This is a genomic window from Roseomonas fluvialis, assembly GCF_022846615.1.
Taxonomy (GTDB): domain Bacteria; phylum Pseudomonadota; class Alphaproteobacteria; order Acetobacterales; family Acetobacteraceae; genus Neoroseomonas; species Neoroseomonas fluvialis.
Window position 1 is genome coordinate 2,344,991 of record NZ_AP025637.1, and the last position, 15,064, is coordinate 2,360,054.

The window sequence follows — 15,064 nt, forward strand, 5'->3', positions numbered from 1 at the left end:
CACCGCATGAAGACCTTCAAGCCGCTCGCCCTCAGCGTGCTCACGCGGCCGATGGAATTCGGCCGCCGCTTTTTCCTCAGCGTCGCCGCCGTGAGCTTCTGCCCCATGGGCGACCATCCGGCGCTGCTGGGCGAGGTTGCGATGTGGAAGTTCCTCGCGAAGGCGCTGCCGCCCGAGACGCCGCTTGACATGGTGCTGCCCAAGACCGCGGGCGAATTCCTGGTTTCCGGCAGTGCCTTCGCGCCGGGCGGGGTGCCGGTTCAGACCATCACGACATCGGTGCGCCTCGGCGCCGTGACCAAGCGCCTTTCGGCCGTGGGGGAGCGCTACATCGAGGACGGCGTACCCACCCAGCCGCGGCCATTCGTCGAGATGCCGATGGGCTGGGACCGGTCCTATGGCGGCAAGAAGTACGCGCAGAACCCGCTCGGGCGCGGCATCGACGAAGTGCCCATCCAGGGGGTCGGCTTCCGCGTGGCGCTGCCCAACGTCGTGCTGCCCGCCGGCGCGCCGCGCCCATCGGCGCCCGAGCCCGTCAACTATGGTCCGATGGACCTCGGCTGGCCGCAGCGCCAGCGCCTGGCCGGCACGCATGACCAGAAATGGCTCGAGGAGGACTTCCCCGGCTTCGCGCGCGACACCGACTGGCGCGTCTTCATGGCCGCGAGCCCGGACCAGCGCTTCCCTGGCTTCCTGCGCGGCGACGAGGACTACGCCATAGGCAACATGCACCCCAGCGAGCCCGAGATCACCGGGCGCCTGCCGGGCATCCTGCCGCGCATCCTGATCCAGCGCCGCGGTGGCTCGGGGCTCGAGGATATCCCGCTGTCGCTGACCACGGTGTGGTTCTTCCCGACGCAGAAGCGCCTGGTAATGATCCACCACGGCCGCACCCGCGTGACGGAGGAGGATGCGCGCGACGTGACGCGCCTGGTGCTCGGCGCCGACATGCTCGGCGCACCGCGCCCCATTGCTGCCTTCCAGGAGGCCGTCGACCAGCGGCTGCATCCCGAATTCGGCACGCTCGAAGCGCTGCGCGACAGCGCGCTGGTGCCCGCCGACCTCATCGTGCCCGACCCGGACATGGAGGCGGAGCGCATGATGAACGAGGAGAAGGGCCTGCTCGCGCAGCGCGCCCACCAGCGCGCGCTCAAGCAGAACGCCGCGACGCGCCGGCGGATGGTCGACATGAAGCTCGACCCGGATCTGTATGCTCCGCCCCCGCCCGTGGCACACGAACCGGTGCCGACCCTCGAGAATCTACCCGCCGTGATCGAGCGCGTCCGCAAGGAAGCCGCCGAGCGCCAGGTCGCCGCCGACGAGACGCGCGCGAAGATGGAGGCGCAGTCGCGCGAGGTGGCGGTGCAGGCCGGCATGGAACCGGTCGATCCGAAGAAGCGCCCGTCCGGGCCGCCGCGCTTTTCGGCCGCGGCGACGATGGCGGAGATGCAGGCCAACGCCGAACGCATCGAGGCCGGGGACGGCGATGCCGGCGTGCTGCGCGCCATGCTGGCCGACCCGGTCGCGATGAAGCGCCTCACCGACTTCGAGGCGGCGCAGCGGCAGGCCTATGTCGATAGTGCCGACCAGCAGGACCCCGCTCCGCGGCTCGATGCCGCGGCCAATGCTGCGCTGCGCGAACGGCTGATGGATGGGCGGCGCAACGCCGCGGGGGCTGACCTGTGCGGCGCCGACCTGTCCGGCCTCGATTTGTCAGGCTTCGACCTGACCGGTGCCTGGCTCGATGGCGCGGACCTGGCGGGCACGAATCTTGGCCGCGCGCGCCTTCAGGGCGCGGTGCTGGCGCATGCGCGGCTTGAGCGCGCGGTGCTGGCCGGGGCCGAACTGGACGGCGCCAATCTCGGCCGTGCGAAGCTCGCCGGGGCGGACCTCGCGCATGCGCGGATGCGCGGCGCCGTGCTGCGCGGTGCCGACCTGAGCGGGGCGCGCTTCCTGCGAGCCGACCTGTCGGATGCGATGCTGGGCGATGCCTCCCTGGCGGGTGCGGACCTCTCGGAGGTCAATTGCGCCGGGCTGATGATGCTCGAGACGGATCTCTCCGGCGTGACGGCGGCGCGCGCCAATTTCGCCAAGGCGTCCTTCATCAACGCCAAGCTAGGCAATGCCGACTTCAGCGGCGCGAACCTCACGCAGGCAACCTTCCTGGGCGCGGCGGCGCCGGGCATCGTCTTCGCCGGCGCGAACCTCACGAAGGCCGTGTTCGTCGAGGCCTGCACCATGCCGGGCGCACGCTTCACCGGCGCGCGTTGCGCCGGCGCCAACCTGCGCGGCAGCAACCTCGAAGGCGCCGTGTTCGACCGGGCGGTGCTCGACGATGCCGACCTGTCGGAGTGCAAGCTGCAGGGCGCGTCCTTCGACCTGGCGCGCGCGCGCGCGGCGCGCTTCACCGTGGCCGACTTGCGCGGCGCGCGCCTCACCCGTGCCGACCTGATGGGGGTGAGCCTGTCGCGCGCCGACATCAGCGGCGCCGACCTCAGCGACAGCAGCCTGCACGAGGCCGACCTCGCCCGCATCCAGAGCGACACCGCCACGCGCTACGAACGCGTCCACCGCAGCCGCGCCCGCATCCATCCGCGCCGGAGCCCGACATGAGCCGCGATGCGATCGAGGCGCTGGTGCGCGACGGCGAGGTGATCGGGCGCGAGCGGAGCTGGGCGGGTACGGATCTCGCGGGGGCGGACCTGTCGGGCGCGATCATCGAGGGCGCGGATTTCGCGAATGCGAATCTGCGCGGGGCGAATTTCCGGGAGTCCGTCGTGGCTGGCGTGCGCTTCGACGGGGCGGACCTGTCGGGTGCAACCCTGGCGCATTCGACCTTCACCGAATGCCACATGACGCATGCGCGCCTGGCCGGCGTGAAGGCGCAGATCTGGACCGCGACGAACTGCGGCATGCGCGGCGCGGTCTTTGCGGATGCCGATCTGCAGGTGGCGACCTTCGCGCAATGCCGCCTCACACGGGCCTCCTTCGCCAAGGCGAACCTGACCAAGGGGCGCTTCATGAAGTGCCGCGTGGACGGCATCGACCTCAGCAGCGCGGGGTGCGAGGACGCGGTCTTCATCGAATCCGACCTGCGCGAGGCGAACTTCGCCGGCACGCGATTCTTCCGCACGGTCTTCATGTTCGGGATGTTCGCGGGGCGCTCGCTGCAGGGCCTCGGCCTGTCCGGCTGCCAGTTCACCGAATGCGACCTCACCGGTTGCGACCTGTCGGGTGCGGACCTGACGCAGGCGGGGATGCAGAAGGCGAAGGCCGCCGGCGCGCGCTTCGAAGGTGCCGTCATGGCCAAGGCCATCCTGATGGAAGCCTTGCTGCCCGGGGCCGTGCTGCGCGGGGCCGACCTATCCAACGCGATCCTGTCGGGCGCCGACCTGACCGGTGCGGATGCGACCGGCGCGCGCATGTATCAGGCGATCTGCGTCGGCATGACGGCACCGCAGGCGCGCTTCGGGCAATGCGACATGACCTATGCGGACCTCAGCCACGCGAACCTCGAAGGGGCGGATCTCGCGGGGGTGACGCTGTTCCGTGCAAACCTTCATATGATCCGCGAGGCCGGCGCGCGTATCCCGGACCGACGCGCGGCACTGCAGCCGGATACCGACCGCGCCCGCGCGGAACAGTGGCAGCAGCGCTGGGCAGGGGCCTGAGATGAACATCGAGACGGAGCACAGCAGATGAACGCGATCACGGGGTTCAGCGCCTTCGCGATGTCCGGCGGCCAGGTGGCGGAGGTGCTCTCCCGCGAGGGCGAGGACTGCCTGGTGCTGCAGGACGGGCGCGAGGAGGCCGCACGGCGCGCCTTCTCCTGCCTGGTCGAGCCCGAGCCCGGCGATGTCGTGCTGGTCGCGCAGGGGGCGGCTTCGCCCTACATCCTTGCCGTGCTGGAACGGCGTGGCACGGCCGCGATGCGCCTCGCCTTACCTGACGGTGCGACGGTCGCCGCCGATGGCGGGCGCCTCAACCTCTCGGCGGAAACGCTGGTGATGCAGGCGGCTACGACGCAGGTAGCGACACAGACGCTCGGCGTTGCGGCGACGCAGACGGAGGCGCGTCTGGGCCGCGTCTCCGCCATCGCCGAGGCGATCGAGACCATCGCGACACGGATCATCGGCCGCTTCCGCCGCAGCTACCGCTTCGTCGAGGAAGGCGAACACCTGCGCGCGCGCGACATCGACCAGCGCGCCAGCGGCCACATGACGCTGAAGGGGGACACGACCACGCTGCAGGCCGGCCTGGTCGTCAAGATCGACGGCGCGCAGATCCACATGGGCTGAGGAGAGGCGCTATGTTCGCCAATACGCAGATGATGGGCATGGACATGGGGTTCCCCGATGTCTGCCTCACGCCCGCGGTGCCTGCGCCGATCCCGATCCCGTACCCGAACATAGCGATGGGTCCGACCGCCATCCCCAGCCAGGTCACCACGATGGTGCTGGGCGCGCCAATGCACAACATGGGCACCACGACGCCGCTGACGAACGGCGACAATGCCGGCGTCGCCACCGGCGTCGCGTCGGGCACCGTGATGGGTCCTTCGCGCCACCTCCTCGGGTCCTTCACGATGCTCGTGGGCGGGATGCCCGCGACGCGCCTCACCTCGATGTCGCTGCAGAACAGCACCAACATCCCGGGTTGCCGGATCGTGCCAAGCCAGGTGCGCGTCATCATCCTCGCACCCTGAACGGGTCGCAGGGATTGACCGGGGCTGCCGTGGCGCGGTAAGTTAACCGAATGGTTGACTTGCAGCAGCCCGGGCTGGATCGGATCTTCGGCGCTCTGTCCGACCCGACGCGGCGCGCCATCGTCGAACGCCTCGCGGCGCAGGACGCGCTCAGCATCAGCGAGATCGCGCGCCCGCTGCCGATGTCGCTGCCGGCGGTAATGAAGCACCTCGACGTGCTGGAGAACGCGGGCCTGGTGGCGCGTCGCAAGGCCGGGCGCACCGTCACCTGCCGCCTGGTCGCTGCACCGATGGAGGATGCCATGGGCTGGCTCGCGCGTTATCAGCGCTTCTGGTCCGAGAGCCTCGATCGCCTCGCCGCCGCGCTCGAGGCCAAGCCATGACCGCCGTGGTGCCCAGCCTGACCCTGGTGCGCCGCATCAAGGCCGCGCCGGCCGCGGTGTTCGACGCCTGGACGCGGCCCGAGATCCTCGCGACTTGGTGGGGCCCGCACCATACCCGCGTACTGGAGGCCGAGATCGACCCGCGCGAGGGCGGCCGCTTCCGCGTCGTGCTCGTCGAGGATACCGGCGCGCGGCACGAGATCAGCGGCACCTATGCCGAGGTCGCGCCGCCGGAGCGCCTGGTGTTCTCCTGGGCCTGGACCAATGCGCCGGAGCGCGTGTCGCGCGTGACGGTCGTGCTGCGGCAGATCGCCGAGGGCACCGAGGTGACGCTCACGCATGACCGCTTCGCCGATGAAGGCACCGCGACGCGGCATCGCCGCGGCTGGACGGAATCGCTCGACCGCCTGACCACGCGCTTCGGCGCCGCCTGACACGGAGACGCAGCATGGACATCCCGCAACCCGGCATCGAGCATCGCTGGCTCCAGCGCCTGGTCGGCACCTGGCGGACCGAGGGCGAATGCGCGGCCCCGCCCGGCGAGGCGGCGGTGCAGATGACCGGCACCGAGCGCGTGCGCAGCCTGGGCGGGCTGTGGGTGCTGGCCGAGGGCGAGGGCGAGATGCCCGGCGGCGGCACCGCGAACAGCCTCATGACGCTGGGCTTCGACCCTGTGCAGGGCGCCTTCGTGGGCACCTTCGTGGCATCGATGATGACGCATCTCTGGTCGTATCGCGGCACGCTTGCGGACGACACGCTCACGCTCGACACCGAGGGACCGGATTTCGGGAGCGGCGCCATGGCGCGCTACCAGGACATCATCGCCCTGCAGGGTGATGACGCGCGCACCCTGACATCACGCATGCAGAAGCCGGACGGCAGCTGGGTCGAGGTGATGTCGGCGCGCTATCGCCGGATCGGTTGATCGTCATTGCGCGACAACGGGAGGTTCGCATGGCAGGCGGCGTGACGCTGCTCGTGGGCACCAAGAAAGGTGCCTTCCTGATGGAGGGTGACGTTCAGCGCCGCGACTGGACGCTGCGCGGACCGTTCTGCGATGCCTGGCCCGTCAATCACGTGGTCGCAGACCCCGCCACCGGCGCCATCCATGCCGGCGGCGGCAATGAATGGTTCGGCCCGGCGGTCTGGACCTCGCACGACCGCGGAGCGAGTTGGACGCATTCTAGCGCCGGCCTCGCCTACACCGCCGGCGAGACGCCGGTCAAATCGGTTTGGTCCCTCGCGAAGGGCCCGGGCGGGCTCTATGCCGGTGTCGAGCCGGCGGGTCTGTTCCACAGCGCCGATGGCGGCGCGACCTGGACGCATCTGCACGGGCTGCGCGACCATCCCTCTCGCCCCGAATGGCAGCCGGGCGGCGGCGGGCTGATCCTGCACCACATCCTGCCGCATCCGACCGATGCGCAGCGGTTGTGGGTGGCGATCTCGACCGGTGGGGTGTTCTTCACCGCCGATGGCGGCGCCACCTGGGAACCGCGCAACCGCGGCACGCGGCAGGACTATGCGCCGGAGGATCAGCTCTACCCGGAGCACGGCCAATGCGTGCACTCGCTGGTGATGGCGGCCGGCATGCCCGACCGGCTGTACCAACAGAACCATTGCGGCATGTACCGCAGCGAGGATGCCGGAAGGCAATGGGTCAGCATCGAGGACGGGCTGCCCTCCACCTTCGGCTTTCCTGCCGCGGCACATCCGCGTGACCCCGATACGCTGTTCCTGGTGCCGCTGAACGGGGACACCGCGGGGCGGTATGTGCCCGAGGCCGCGGCCGCGGTTTGGCGCACGCAGGATGCCGGCGCGACCTGGACGGCGCTGCGCGAGGGCCTGCCGCAACGCAGCGCCTTCTTCGGCGTGCTGCGCCAGGCCATGACGACCGACACGCTCGCACCGGCTGGGCTGTATTTCGGCACCAGCAGTGGGTCACTCTATGCCAGCGCAGATGAAGGCGCGCATTTCGCGTGCATCGCGCAGCATCTGCCGACCATCACCTCGGTCGAGGTGATGGAGGGCTAGTGATGGTGCGCGTGCTGCTGCCCCAGGCGCTGGTGCGGTTGTTTCCCGGCGCGCCGCGGGAGGTTGATGTGACGGCGGGCGACGTTGCCGCCGCGATCGCCGTGCTGGATGCGCGCTGGCCAGGCATGGCCGACCGGTTGGTCGATTCCACGCCCGCCATCCGGCGTCACATCAACGTCTTCGTGGACGGAGAGCGTGCGGCCCTGCGCACGCCGATGCATCCTGCGGCGGAGATGCTGGTGACGACGGCCATGAGCGGCGGCTGACCGCGCGACGGGCTGCCCTCGCGCGGGCGTCGTGCGCTAGCCAATCCCCTCCATCCCCGCCACCGCCAGGATGGTCGCGAGCGTCGTGCGCATGCCGCGCAGGCTCTCGGTCGGTTCCACGTCGAGCCATTCCTCGAGCGAATGCGCGCGTCCGCCGGTCCCGCCGGCGCCCACCGTCAGCGCGGGGATGCCGAGGCTCATGGGCACGTTGGAATCGGTGGAGGAGAATTCGAAGCGGGGCGCATAGCCCTCGGCCGCGACGGCGGCGGCGGCGAGGCCGCGGATCGGCGCGCCGGCGGGCGTCTCGCCGGCCGGGCGGTCGCCCACGCGGGTGATCTCGGCGGCGATGGCGCCCGCGGCGGTGGAGCGCGCGGCGTTCTCGCCCGCCACCGCCTGATCGACGATGGCGAGGAAGGCGCTGTCGAGGCGCTCCAGCTCCGCGGCCGAGGCGGAGCGCAGATCCACTTCGATGGTCACCGCATTCGCGATCGCGTTGATCGAGGTACCGCCCGAGACCACGCTCACGCAATGCGTGGTGGGCGGGTCCGTCGGCACCTTCACCGCAGCGAGGCCACGCGCCGCCTCGGCCATCGCATACATCGGATTCACCAGGCCAAAGGCGGCATACGAATGCCCGCCCGGCCCGCGGAAGGTGACGCGGTAGCGCCGCGATCCCACGCCGCCCGAGACGATCCGATCCACCTGTGGGCTGTCCACGCTGAGGAACGCGCGAATGCGCGGGCGGTGGCGCGATTGCGCAAACAGGTGTCGCACGCCGCGAAGGTCGCCGAGCCCTTCCTCGCCGACATCGCCCACGAAGAGCAGGTCGTGGCGCGTACGGATGCCGGCAGCGTCCAGCGCGCGAATGAAGGCGAGGTTCACCACCAGCGACCAGGTGTCGTCGGAGACACCAGGGGCGAATAGTTTCGTCCCCTCGCGCCGCACGCGCACATCGGTGCCGGCGGGGAAGACGGTGTCGAGATGCGCGGCCACCACCAGCACGTCGCCATTGCCGAAGCCGCGGCGGATGCCCATCACGTTGCCGATCTCGTCCTGCTCGACCTCCTCGAGGCCGTGCGATCGCAGCATATCGAGATACGCGGCGGCGCGCTGTTCCTCGGCGAAGGGTGGCGCCGGGATTTCGGTGAGCGTGATGAGGTCGGCCACGGTGCGGTCGTGCTCGGCGGCGAGCGTGGCGGCGGCGGCGGCGAAGCGGGCATCGGCGCGGATGGCGGCGATGGTCTGGTTGGCGTTCATGCGGGCGTATCCATGGCGGCGCGGAGGCGGTCGAACTCCGCGGTGAAGGTGGCGCGCAGGCCGGGCTTGTCGGCGTCAGCGATGAAGGCGCCGTCGATACCGTTCAGCATGAAGCCGCGCAGGTCGTCCAGGGTGAAACCGAAATCCTGCACCATCATGGACCAGCAGCGCTGCGGATCGACGCGATGCAGCGGCGGGTCGTCGGTGTTGGGGTGGATGCGCAGCCCGGCGGCGGGCATGTGGCGGATCGGGTGGTCGGCCGCCCAGCGATCCGGGGCCAGGGTGCGCAGATAGTAGGAATTGGTCGGCACCACGGTGAAGACGATGCCGCGATCAGCGCAGCGGCGCGCGAGCTCAGGATTGTCCAGCACGGTGTAGCCATGGTCGACGCGCTCGACACCGAGCAGGTCGATCGCCGTCTCGACGTTGCGCCAGTGGCAGCCGAATTCGCCGGCATGGGCCGTGAGGCGGAAGCCGGCGCGCTTCGCATCGCGATAGGCCTTCCAGAAGGCCTCGGGCGGACCATCATTCTCGCGGTAGTCGATGCCGAGGCCAATGATCCGCTCGCGCCGATGCGCGGTCATCCAGCCAACCATCTCGACCGCCTCCTCGGGCGTGGCTTCACGGTCGATGGAGGGGATCAGCAGGGCTGAGACGCCGTGATCGTGCTTCGCGTCGTCGAAGCCGGCGAGGATTGCGTCGGCGCCGGCCGCATAGCGGATGCCGCTGTCGCGCGCGGTGCCGGTCGGGTTCCAGAAGATCTCCGCATGGCGCACTCCCTGTCCCGCGGCGTCGGCCAGGTATTCGTAGGTGATGCGATGCAGGTCCTCCGGCCCGCGCAGGATGCGCTGTTCCAGTGCGCGTAGGATGTGCAGCACGCCCTTGGGCTTCGCGTCGCGCCGCGCCAGCTCGGCGACTTCGTCGGCGGTGTAGCCGGCGCCCTGGCGCGCCGCCATCTCGGCCAGGGTGTCCAGCCGGATGGCGCCGAGCAGGTGGACATGCAGCTCCACCTTCGGCAGCGCGCGGCAGAAGGCGGCCAGTTCCATCACGCGACCCCCGCGGGGTAGCCGTCGCGCTGCGGGTCGGCGGCGCCTTCCAGCATGCCGTCCCACATCGCGATGCCGTGCACGCCCGCGAAGGCGTAGGTGGTGGGCACGCGCTTCACGGCATAGCCCTGCGCGGCGAGTGCGGCCTCCGTCGCGCGCGGGATGCGCAGGGAGATATCCAGCGTCGCGCTGGTCGCGCTGACGCGCGGCGCAAGCACCGCCTCCTGCAGGCCCATGCCGAAATCCAGCAGGTTCACCAGGACCTGCGCGAGTGCCACCCCGATCCACGCACCGCCCGGCGCGCCCAGCGTCGCGACGGGCGTGGCGCCCTCCATGACGATCAACGGCGACATCGAGGAATAACGGCGCTTGCCCGGCGCGATCGAGGTCGGCCGCCCCGGTCGCGGATCATACCAGTTCATCGCCCCGTTCAGCATGAAGCCGAGCCCCGGCACCACCACGCCCGAGGGCACGCCGAGCGTATGCGTGATGCTCACCACCAGCCCGTCGGCATCGACGCAGGAGATGGTGGTGGTGCCCTTCGGCTCGGCGCCGACGCGCGTGAGGTCCGCACGTTCCCCCGCGCGGATGCGTGCCGCCGCCGCGGCGGTGTGCGTATTTCCCAGCAACAGGTCGAGCGGCACCGGCGCGAAATCCGGATCGCCCACATGGGTGTCCTTGTCGATGCCGGCGATCTTCATCGCCTCGGCCAGCACGGCGACCATGGCGGCGCTGTTGTGGCCCATCGCCGGCAGGTCGAAGTGTTCCAGGATGCGCAGCACCTCGGCCACGAAGACGCCGCCGGCCGGGGGCGGCGGCAGCACGAGCGTGCGGCCGTGGTAGTCCACGCGTAGGGGCGCGACACGGCGGGAGCGAACGGCGGCTAGGTCGGCCTCGGTGATCAGCCCGCCATGCGCGGCCATATCGGCGGCGATGCGGCGTGCGATGTCGCCGGTGTAGAAAGCGTCCGCGCCTTCGCGCGCGATGATGCCGAGCGTCGCCGCCAGTTCGGGATTCACCACGCGATCGCCCGGCCGCTTCGGGGTGCCGTCGGCGCGCAGGTACAGCCGCGCGCCATCCTCGGTGAGCTTCAGCTTCTCGGCGGTATTGACGCGGCCGTAGGCGGTCTCGTCCATCGCCATCATGGTGTGGACGTGCGGGCGCACCATCCAGCCGTCCCGCGCGCAGGCGATCGCACCATCGAACAGGCCGGACCATGGCATCCGCCCATGCGCCGCATGGGCATCGGCCAGCGTGCGCAGGATGGAGGGCACGGTCACCGCGCTGCGCCCCATCTCGTTTACCGCGCCGCGCAGCACGAAGCCGTAACCGTCGGAGCATTCGCGCTCGAAAAGGTTGGACCACATCTCGGCATGCGCGCCGGCGGGACAGGGGGAAAGCCCGTCGAACACCACCTGCGTACCGTTGCGCGGGTCATGCAGCGTGATCACGCCCAACCCGCCGATGCCGCACATCATCGGGTCCACCACGCCCTGCGTCAGCGCGCAGGCGACCATGGCGTCCATGGCGTTACCGCCTGCGGCGAGCACGGCGGCGCCGGCCTCCACCGCCTCGGGCTGCGGCGCCACGATCATGGCGCGCGGCGTGGGGATGCGGCGGGCGGGACGTGGCATGGCTACTTTCTCCCCCAGGCGATGACGCCATCGGCGCCAGGCATCCGTTCCACGCGACCCGCCGCTTCCAGCCGCCGCAGATGTGCCAGCGCCTCGCCCAGCCCGAAGCCGAGGTTGCGCTGGTCGAGCGGGCGGCGGAACAGAGCGGGCAGCAGCGCATGGGCGGTGGCGGGCGCGGCGCAGGCGTCCTCCAGCGCGGCCAACCGGTCCGCGTGGTGGGCGGCCAGCGCGTCCAGCCGCGCGTGCAGCGGCGTGAAGGGCAGCCCGTGCGAGGGCAGCACCAGTGTATCCTCCGGCAGCGCGCGGAAGTGCTCCAGCGTGGCCAGGAAGGCGCCAAGCGGATCGGCCATCGGCTCGCCCGCATGCAGCCCGATATACGGCGAAATGCGCGGCAGCACCTGGTCGGCCGCGATCAGCACGCGCGCTTCGGCACAGAACAGGCAGGCCATGTCCGGCGCATGGCCCTGGCCGGTCAGCACGCGCCAGTCTCTCCCGCCGATCGTCAGCACATCGCCGTCGGCGATCGCGGCGAAGGCCCGCGGCAGGGGCGACACCGCGCGCACGTACAGCGCGCCGCGCCCGCGCAGGAAGGCGCAGTATTCCTCCGGTGCGCCGGCGATCCGCGCGAATTCCGCCTGGTGGTCGATCATCTCCGGCCCCGTGTCGAACCACAGGGAGCGTGCCTGAAGCCATTCTATGCGCGTCATCATCGGCGTGAGGCCGTGCTCCGCCGACAGCCAGCCCATCAGCCCGGCATGGTCGGGATGGAAATGCGTCACCAGCAGGCTGGTCAGCGGACGATTGCCGAAGGCCTCGCCATGCAGCGCGGTGCGCCAGTGGCCGCGCGTCTCGTCATTGGCGATGGCGGCATCGATGGCGAACCACCCGGGCCCGTCCTCCAGCAGCCACACATTCACGTCATGCGGCGGGAAGGGTAGGGGGAAGCGCATCCAGCGCAGGCCGGGGAGGATTTCGCGGGCCTGGCCGGGCAGAGGGGGGGCGATGTCCATGCGGCGGCAGCGTGGCGCGCCGCGGCGGGGGGCTCAACCCCGCCGCGCACATGGCTGCCATTGCCGGCGGCGGCGAACCGGCCGAACCTGTGCGTGACGCCACGAACGGGGCGCGGAGGAAACGTGACCAACGCCGCCATCGATTGCGACCTGCATCCGGCCGTGCCGGGTGTGGCGACGCTGCTGCCCTACATGGACGATTACTGGCGCCATACGCTGGTGGAGCGCGGGATCGAATCCCTCGAAAGCGCCTCCTACCCGCCGAATGCCCCGACCACCGTGCGGGCCGACTGGCGCGGGCCGAAGGGGCAGGCGCCCGCCACCGTGTCCGCCCTGCAATCCCAGGCGATGGACCGTTGGGGCGCGCGGATCGGCATCCTGAACCCGCTGTTCCCGGTGCAACTGCCGTTTTCGCGCGACATGTCGGCGGCCATGGCGCGCGCGCTGAACGACTGGATCCGCGCCGAATGGCTGGACCGCGACCCGCGCCTGCGCGCCTCCATCGTGCTGCCCAACGCGGTCGATGACGCGGTGGCCGAGATCGAGCGCCTCGCCCCCGACCACCGCTTCGTGCAGGGCCTGGTGCTCTGCATGGGGGAAATCCCGCTCGGCCGGCGCGAATGGTGGCCGGTCCATGCGGCGCTGGAGCGCCACGGTCTGCCGCTCGGCATCCATGCCGGCAGCGCCTGGCGGCATCCACCGACCTCGGTCGGCTGGCCGTCCTGGCATGTCGAGGAATACACCTCGAACGTCTATGGCTTCCAGGCGAGCCTCGCCTCGCTGCTGACCGAGGGCGTGTTCGGCAAGCATCCGGGCCTCAAGGTCGTGCTGATCGAATCCGGCGTGTCCTGGCTGCCGGGCTTCCTGTGGCGGCTGACCAAGGCTTGGAAGGGCGTGCGCTTCGAGATCCCGTGGGTGGACCGCCCGCCGGCCGAGATCGTGCGCGACCAGGTGCGCCTGACCATCCGCCCCTTCGACGCGCCGGAGGATGGCGAGACCATCGAACGCGTCCTGGATCACCTGCGTTCCGACGAGATGCTGCTCTGGGCGACCGACTGGCCGCATGCGCATTTCGAGGGCGACGCCATCCTGCCGCCTGGCCTGCCGGCGGGGCTGCTGCCGAAGATCATGGTGGAGAACCCGCTGGCGACCTATGCTCGCCTCAGGGAAGGAGCCAGCGCATGAACCTCGTTCGCCCGATTGCCGCGCCCGGTCGCCCGGCGGCCGCCACGCTTGGCCTGATCGACTGCGACATCCATCCGCGGGTGCGCGACTTGTCGGAGTTCCGGCCCTTCCTGAGCGATGCCGCGTGGCATCGGCTCGCGACCTACGGCATCCATCAGCGTCACGGCTTCGCCAAGGGCTACCCCTTCCCGAAGGCGGCGCCGCTGGCCTGCCGGCGGGATGCCTGGCCGCCGGGCGGCGGGCCACCGGCCTCGGACCTGCCGTTCCTGCAGCAACAAATGCTCGACCAGCACGGCATCGATGTGGGCGTGCTGAACCCGCTGCAGCCCTCGGGGCAGGGCGACGCGAATGACGGGCTGTCGGTCGCGATGGCGCGCGCGGTGAACGAATGGCAGGTGGAGCACTGGTTGCGGCATGAACCGCATCTGCGCGGCTCCATCGTGGTCCCCTACGAGGACGGCGCGGCATCCGCGGCCGAGATCCGCCACTGGGCCGGCGACAACCGCTTCTGCCAGGTGCTGATGATGAGCCGAACCAGCGAACCGCTGGGGCGAGCGCGCTACTGGCCGATCTGGCAGGCGGCGGCGGAATGCGGCCTGCCGGTCGGCATCCACGCCTTCGGCTATTCGGGCCATGCCATGACCAATGGCGGCTGGCCGTCCTTCTATGTCGAGGAGGTGCAGGAACACGCGACCAGCGCGCAGGCGCAGGTGGCCTCCATGGTGGTCGAGGGGATCTTCGACCGCTTCCCCGGCCTGCGCGTGCTGATGATCGAATGCGGCTTCGCCTGGATGCCATCGCTCGCCTGGCGGCTCGATGGCGCCTGGAAGCGGCTGCGCGACGAGGTGCCGCACCTCAAGCGCGCGCCCAGCGAAATCATGCGCGAACACGTCTACGTCTCGACCCAGCCGATCGAGGAACCGGAGCGGCCCGAGCACCTGCTCGACACCATGGGCTGGATCGGCTGGGACCGGATCCTCTACGCCTCCGATTACCCGCACTGGGACTTCGACGATCCGCGCCTGGCGATCCCGTCCTTCATCCCCGAAGCGAAGCGCGCCGCGATCTATGGCGGCAATGCGCGGGCGCTGTACAGCCTTTGATGGCGCGGCACGTGGTGGCGCCGGTGGCGGAGATCCCACCCGGCGGACGCAAGGTGGTGGACGCGGCGGGAAAGCGCATCGTGGTGTTCAACCTCGATGGCGACTTCTTCGCCCTGCTGGACCGCTGCCCGCACCAGGGCGGGCCGCTGTCGGGCGGGCTGCAATGCGGGCTGACACAGTCCGACGCGCCGGGCACCTACCGCTTCTCCCGCGCCGGGGAGTTCCTGCGCTGCCCCTGGCACCAGTGGGAATTCGACATCCGCACGGGGAAATCGTGGTTCGACCCGAGGCGGGTGAAGGTGCGGCCGTTCCCGGCGCATGTGGAGCCTGGCGCCGCGCTGGTCGAAGGGCCCTACACGGCCGAGACCTTCCCGGTGCGCGTCGAGGACAGCTACGTGGTGGTCGAGGCCTAGGCCCCGCCGCCGAGGCGTGAACCGCTTCACC

General features: G+C 70.6%; 16 protein-coding genes. 12 read left to right on the forward strand and 4 right to left on the reverse strand.

What is annotated here, in order from left to right; all coding sequences use genetic code 11:
- The first annotated feature begins 6 nt into the window (after nt 1–6).
- From MWM08_RS11375 to MWM08_RS11415, 9 genes are read left to right on the forward strand one after another with little or no spacing between them, the layout of a single operon-like run.
- A complete protein-coding gene (locus MWM08_RS11375; RefSeq protein ID WP_244459556.1) occupies nt 7–2,613 on the forward strand; it encodes a DUF2169 family type VI secretion system accessory protein in 2,607 nt (868 codons plus the stop codon).
- On the forward strand, nt 2,610–3,671 hold the full coding sequence (locus tag MWM08_RS11380) for a pentapeptide repeat-containing protein (RefSeq protein ID WP_244459557.1): 1,062 nt from the start codon (nt 2,610–2,612) through the stop codon (nt 3,669–3,671). The genes MWM08_RS11375 and MWM08_RS11380 overlap by 4 nt, the downstream gene beginning before the upstream one ends.
- Before the next feature lie 27 nt (nt 3,672–3,698).
- Nucleotides 3,699–4,298, forward strand: a complete 600-nt coding sequence (locus MWM08_RS11385; protein WP_244459558.1) for a DUF3540 domain-containing protein — start codon at nt 3,699–3,701, stop codon at nt 4,296–4,298.
- 11 nt (nt 4,299–4,309) lie between these two features.
- Nucleotides 4,310–4,705 carry a DUF4150 domain-containing protein gene (locus MWM08_RS11390; RefSeq protein WP_244459559.1) on the forward strand — a complete coding sequence of 132 codons (396 nt, stop codon included), beginning with the start codon at nt 4,310–4,312 and terminating at the stop codon, nt 4,703–4,705.
- Between the two features lie 50 nt (nt 4,706–4,755).
- Nucleotides 4,756–5,088, forward strand: coding sequence for an ArsR/SmtB family transcription factor (locus tag MWM08_RS11395; protein WP_244459560.1), 333 nt, complete (start codon nt 4,756–4,758; stop codon nt 5,086–5,088).
- Between the two features lie 8 nt (nt 5,089–5,096).
- A complete protein-coding gene (locus tag MWM08_RS11400; RefSeq protein ID WP_244459561.1) occupies nt 5,097–5,522 on the forward strand; it encodes an SRPBCC family protein in 426 nt (141 codons plus the stop codon).
- 14 nt (nt 5,523–5,536) lie between these two features.
- Nucleotides 5,537–6,013: a DUF1579 domain-containing protein gene (locus MWM08_RS11405; RefSeq protein ID WP_244459562.1), complete on the forward strand. Its 477-nt coding sequence runs from the start codon at nt 5,537–5,539 to the stop codon at nt 6,011–6,013.
- 29 nt (nt 6,014–6,042) lie between these two features.
- The gene (locus MWM08_RS11410; protein ID WP_244459563.1) at nt 6,043–7,119 is read left to right on the forward strand and encodes a WD40/YVTN/BNR-like repeat-containing protein; all 1,077 of its coding nucleotides are present in this window, start codon (nt 6,043–6,045) and stop codon (nt 7,117–7,119) included.
- A gap of 2 nt (nt 7,120–7,121) precedes the next feature.
- On the forward strand, nt 7,122–7,385 hold the full coding sequence (locus MWM08_RS11415) for a ubiquitin family protein (RefSeq protein ID WP_244459564.1): 264 nt from the start codon (nt 7,122–7,124) through the stop codon (nt 7,383–7,385).
- 36 nt (nt 7,386–7,421) lie between these two features.
- Here the strand turns inward: MWM08_RS11415 and MWM08_RS11420 are convergent, their stop codons facing one another.
- The 4 genes from MWM08_RS11420 to MWM08_RS11435 are packed head-to-tail and all read right to left on the reverse strand — an operon-like array spanning nt 7,422 to nt 12,332.
- Nucleotides 7,422–8,642, reverse strand: coding sequence for a M20/M25/M40 family metallo-hydrolase (locus MWM08_RS11420; RefSeq protein ID WP_244459565.1), 1,221 nt, complete (start codon nt 8,640–8,642; stop codon nt 7,422–7,424).
- Nucleotides 8,639–9,688 carry an adenosine deaminase family protein gene (locus MWM08_RS11425; RefSeq protein ID WP_244459566.1) on the reverse strand — a complete coding sequence of 350 codons (1,050 nt, stop codon included), beginning with the start codon at nt 9,686–9,688 and terminating at the stop codon, nt 8,639–8,641. The genes MWM08_RS11420 and MWM08_RS11425 overlap by 4 nt, the downstream gene beginning before the upstream one ends.
- The gene (locus tag MWM08_RS11430; RefSeq protein WP_244459567.1) at nt 9,688–11,322 is read right to left on the reverse strand and encodes a gamma-glutamyltransferase family protein; all 1,635 of its coding nucleotides are present in this window, start codon (nt 11,320–11,322) and stop codon (nt 9,688–9,690) included. Before MWM08_RS11430 ends, MWM08_RS11425 begins: the two co-directional genes overlap by 1 nt.
- A 2-nt stretch (nt 11,323–11,324) precedes the next feature.
- Entirely contained in the window at nt 11,325–12,332 is a 1,008-nt protein-coding gene (locus tag MWM08_RS11435; protein WP_244459568.1) for an MBL fold metallo-hydrolase, read from the reverse strand.
- 123 nt (nt 12,333–12,455) lie between these two features.
- Here MWM08_RS11435 and MWM08_RS11440 point away from each other — a divergent pair, with 123 nt between their 5' ends.
- Genes MWM08_RS11440 through MWM08_RS11450 form a run of 3 tightly spaced genes read left to right on the forward strand, consistent with a single transcriptional unit; the run spans nt 12,456 to nt 15,033 of the window.
- On the forward strand, nt 12,456–13,517 hold the full coding sequence (locus tag MWM08_RS11440) for an amidohydrolase family protein (protein ID WP_244459569.1): 1,062 nt from the start codon (nt 12,456–12,458) through the stop codon (nt 13,515–13,517).
- Nucleotides 13,514–14,620 (forward strand): amidohydrolase family protein, encoded by a 1,107-nt coding sequence (locus tag MWM08_RS11445; protein WP_244459570.1) that lies wholly within the window; start codon nt 13,514–13,516, stop codon nt 14,618–14,620. The genes MWM08_RS11440 and MWM08_RS11445 overlap by 4 nt, the downstream gene beginning before the upstream one ends.
- On the forward strand, nt 14,620–15,033 hold the full coding sequence (locus MWM08_RS11450) for a Rieske (2Fe-2S) protein (protein WP_244459571.1): 414 nt from the start codon (nt 14,620–14,622) through the stop codon (nt 15,031–15,033). The genes MWM08_RS11445 and MWM08_RS11450 overlap by 1 nt, the downstream gene beginning before the upstream one ends.
- Nucleotides 15,034–15,064: the final 31 nt, after the last annotated feature.

Bases quoted from the DNA above. Each gene is read 5' to 3' on its own strand.
- MWM08_RS11375 (WP_244459556.1), top strand. From the start codon at position 7: ATGAAGACCTTCAAGCCGCTCGCCCTCAGCGTGCTCACGCGGCCGATG.
- MWM08_RS11380 (WP_244459557.1), top strand. From the start codon at position 2,610: ATGAGCCGCGATGCGATCGAGGCGCTGGTGCGCGACGGCGAGGTGATC.
- MWM08_RS11385 (WP_244459558.1), top strand. From the start codon at position 3,699: ATGAACGCGATCACGGGGTTCAGCGCCTTCGCGATGTCCGGCGGCCAG.
- MWM08_RS11390 (WP_244459559.1), top strand. From the start codon at position 4,310: ATGTTCGCCAATACGCAGATGATGGGCATGGACATGGGGTTCCCCGAT.
- MWM08_RS11395 (WP_244459560.1), top strand. From the start codon at position 4,756: ATGGTTGACTTGCAGCAGCCCGGGCTGGATCGGATCTTCGGCGCTCTG.
- MWM08_RS11405 (WP_244459562.1), top strand. From the start codon at position 5,537: ATGGACATCCCGCAACCCGGCATCGAGCATCGCTGGCTCCAGCGCCTG.
- MWM08_RS11410 (WP_244459563.1), top strand. From the start codon at position 6,043: ATGGCAGGCGGCGTGACGCTGCTCGTGGGCACCAAGAAAGGTGCCTTC.
- MWM08_RS11415 (WP_244459564.1), top strand. From the start codon at position 7,122: ATGGTGCGCGTGCTGCTGCCCCAGGCGCTGGTGCGGTTGTTTCCCGGC.
- MWM08_RS11420 (WP_244459565.1), bottom strand. From the start codon at position 8,642: ATGAACGCCAACCAGACCATCGCCGCCATCCGCGCCGATGCCCGCTTC.
- MWM08_RS11425 (WP_244459566.1), bottom strand. From the start codon at position 9,688: ATGGAACTGGCCGCCTTCTGCCGCGCGCTGCCGAAGGTGGAGCTGCAT.
- MWM08_RS11430 (WP_244459567.1), bottom strand. From the start codon at position 11,322: ATGCCACGTCCCGCCCGCCGCATCCCCACGCCGCGCGCCATGATCGTG.
- MWM08_RS11435 (WP_244459568.1), bottom strand. From the start codon at position 12,332: ATGGACATCGCCCCCCCTCTGCCCGGCCAGGCCCGCGAAATCCTCCCC.
- MWM08_RS11445 (WP_244459570.1), top strand. From the start codon at position 13,514: ATGAACCTCGTTCGCCCGATTGCCGCGCCCGGTCGCCCGGCGGCCGCC.
- MWM08_RS11450 (WP_244459571.1), top strand. From the start codon at position 14,620: ATGGCGCGGCACGTGGTGGCGCCGGTGGCGGAGATCCCACCCGGCGGA.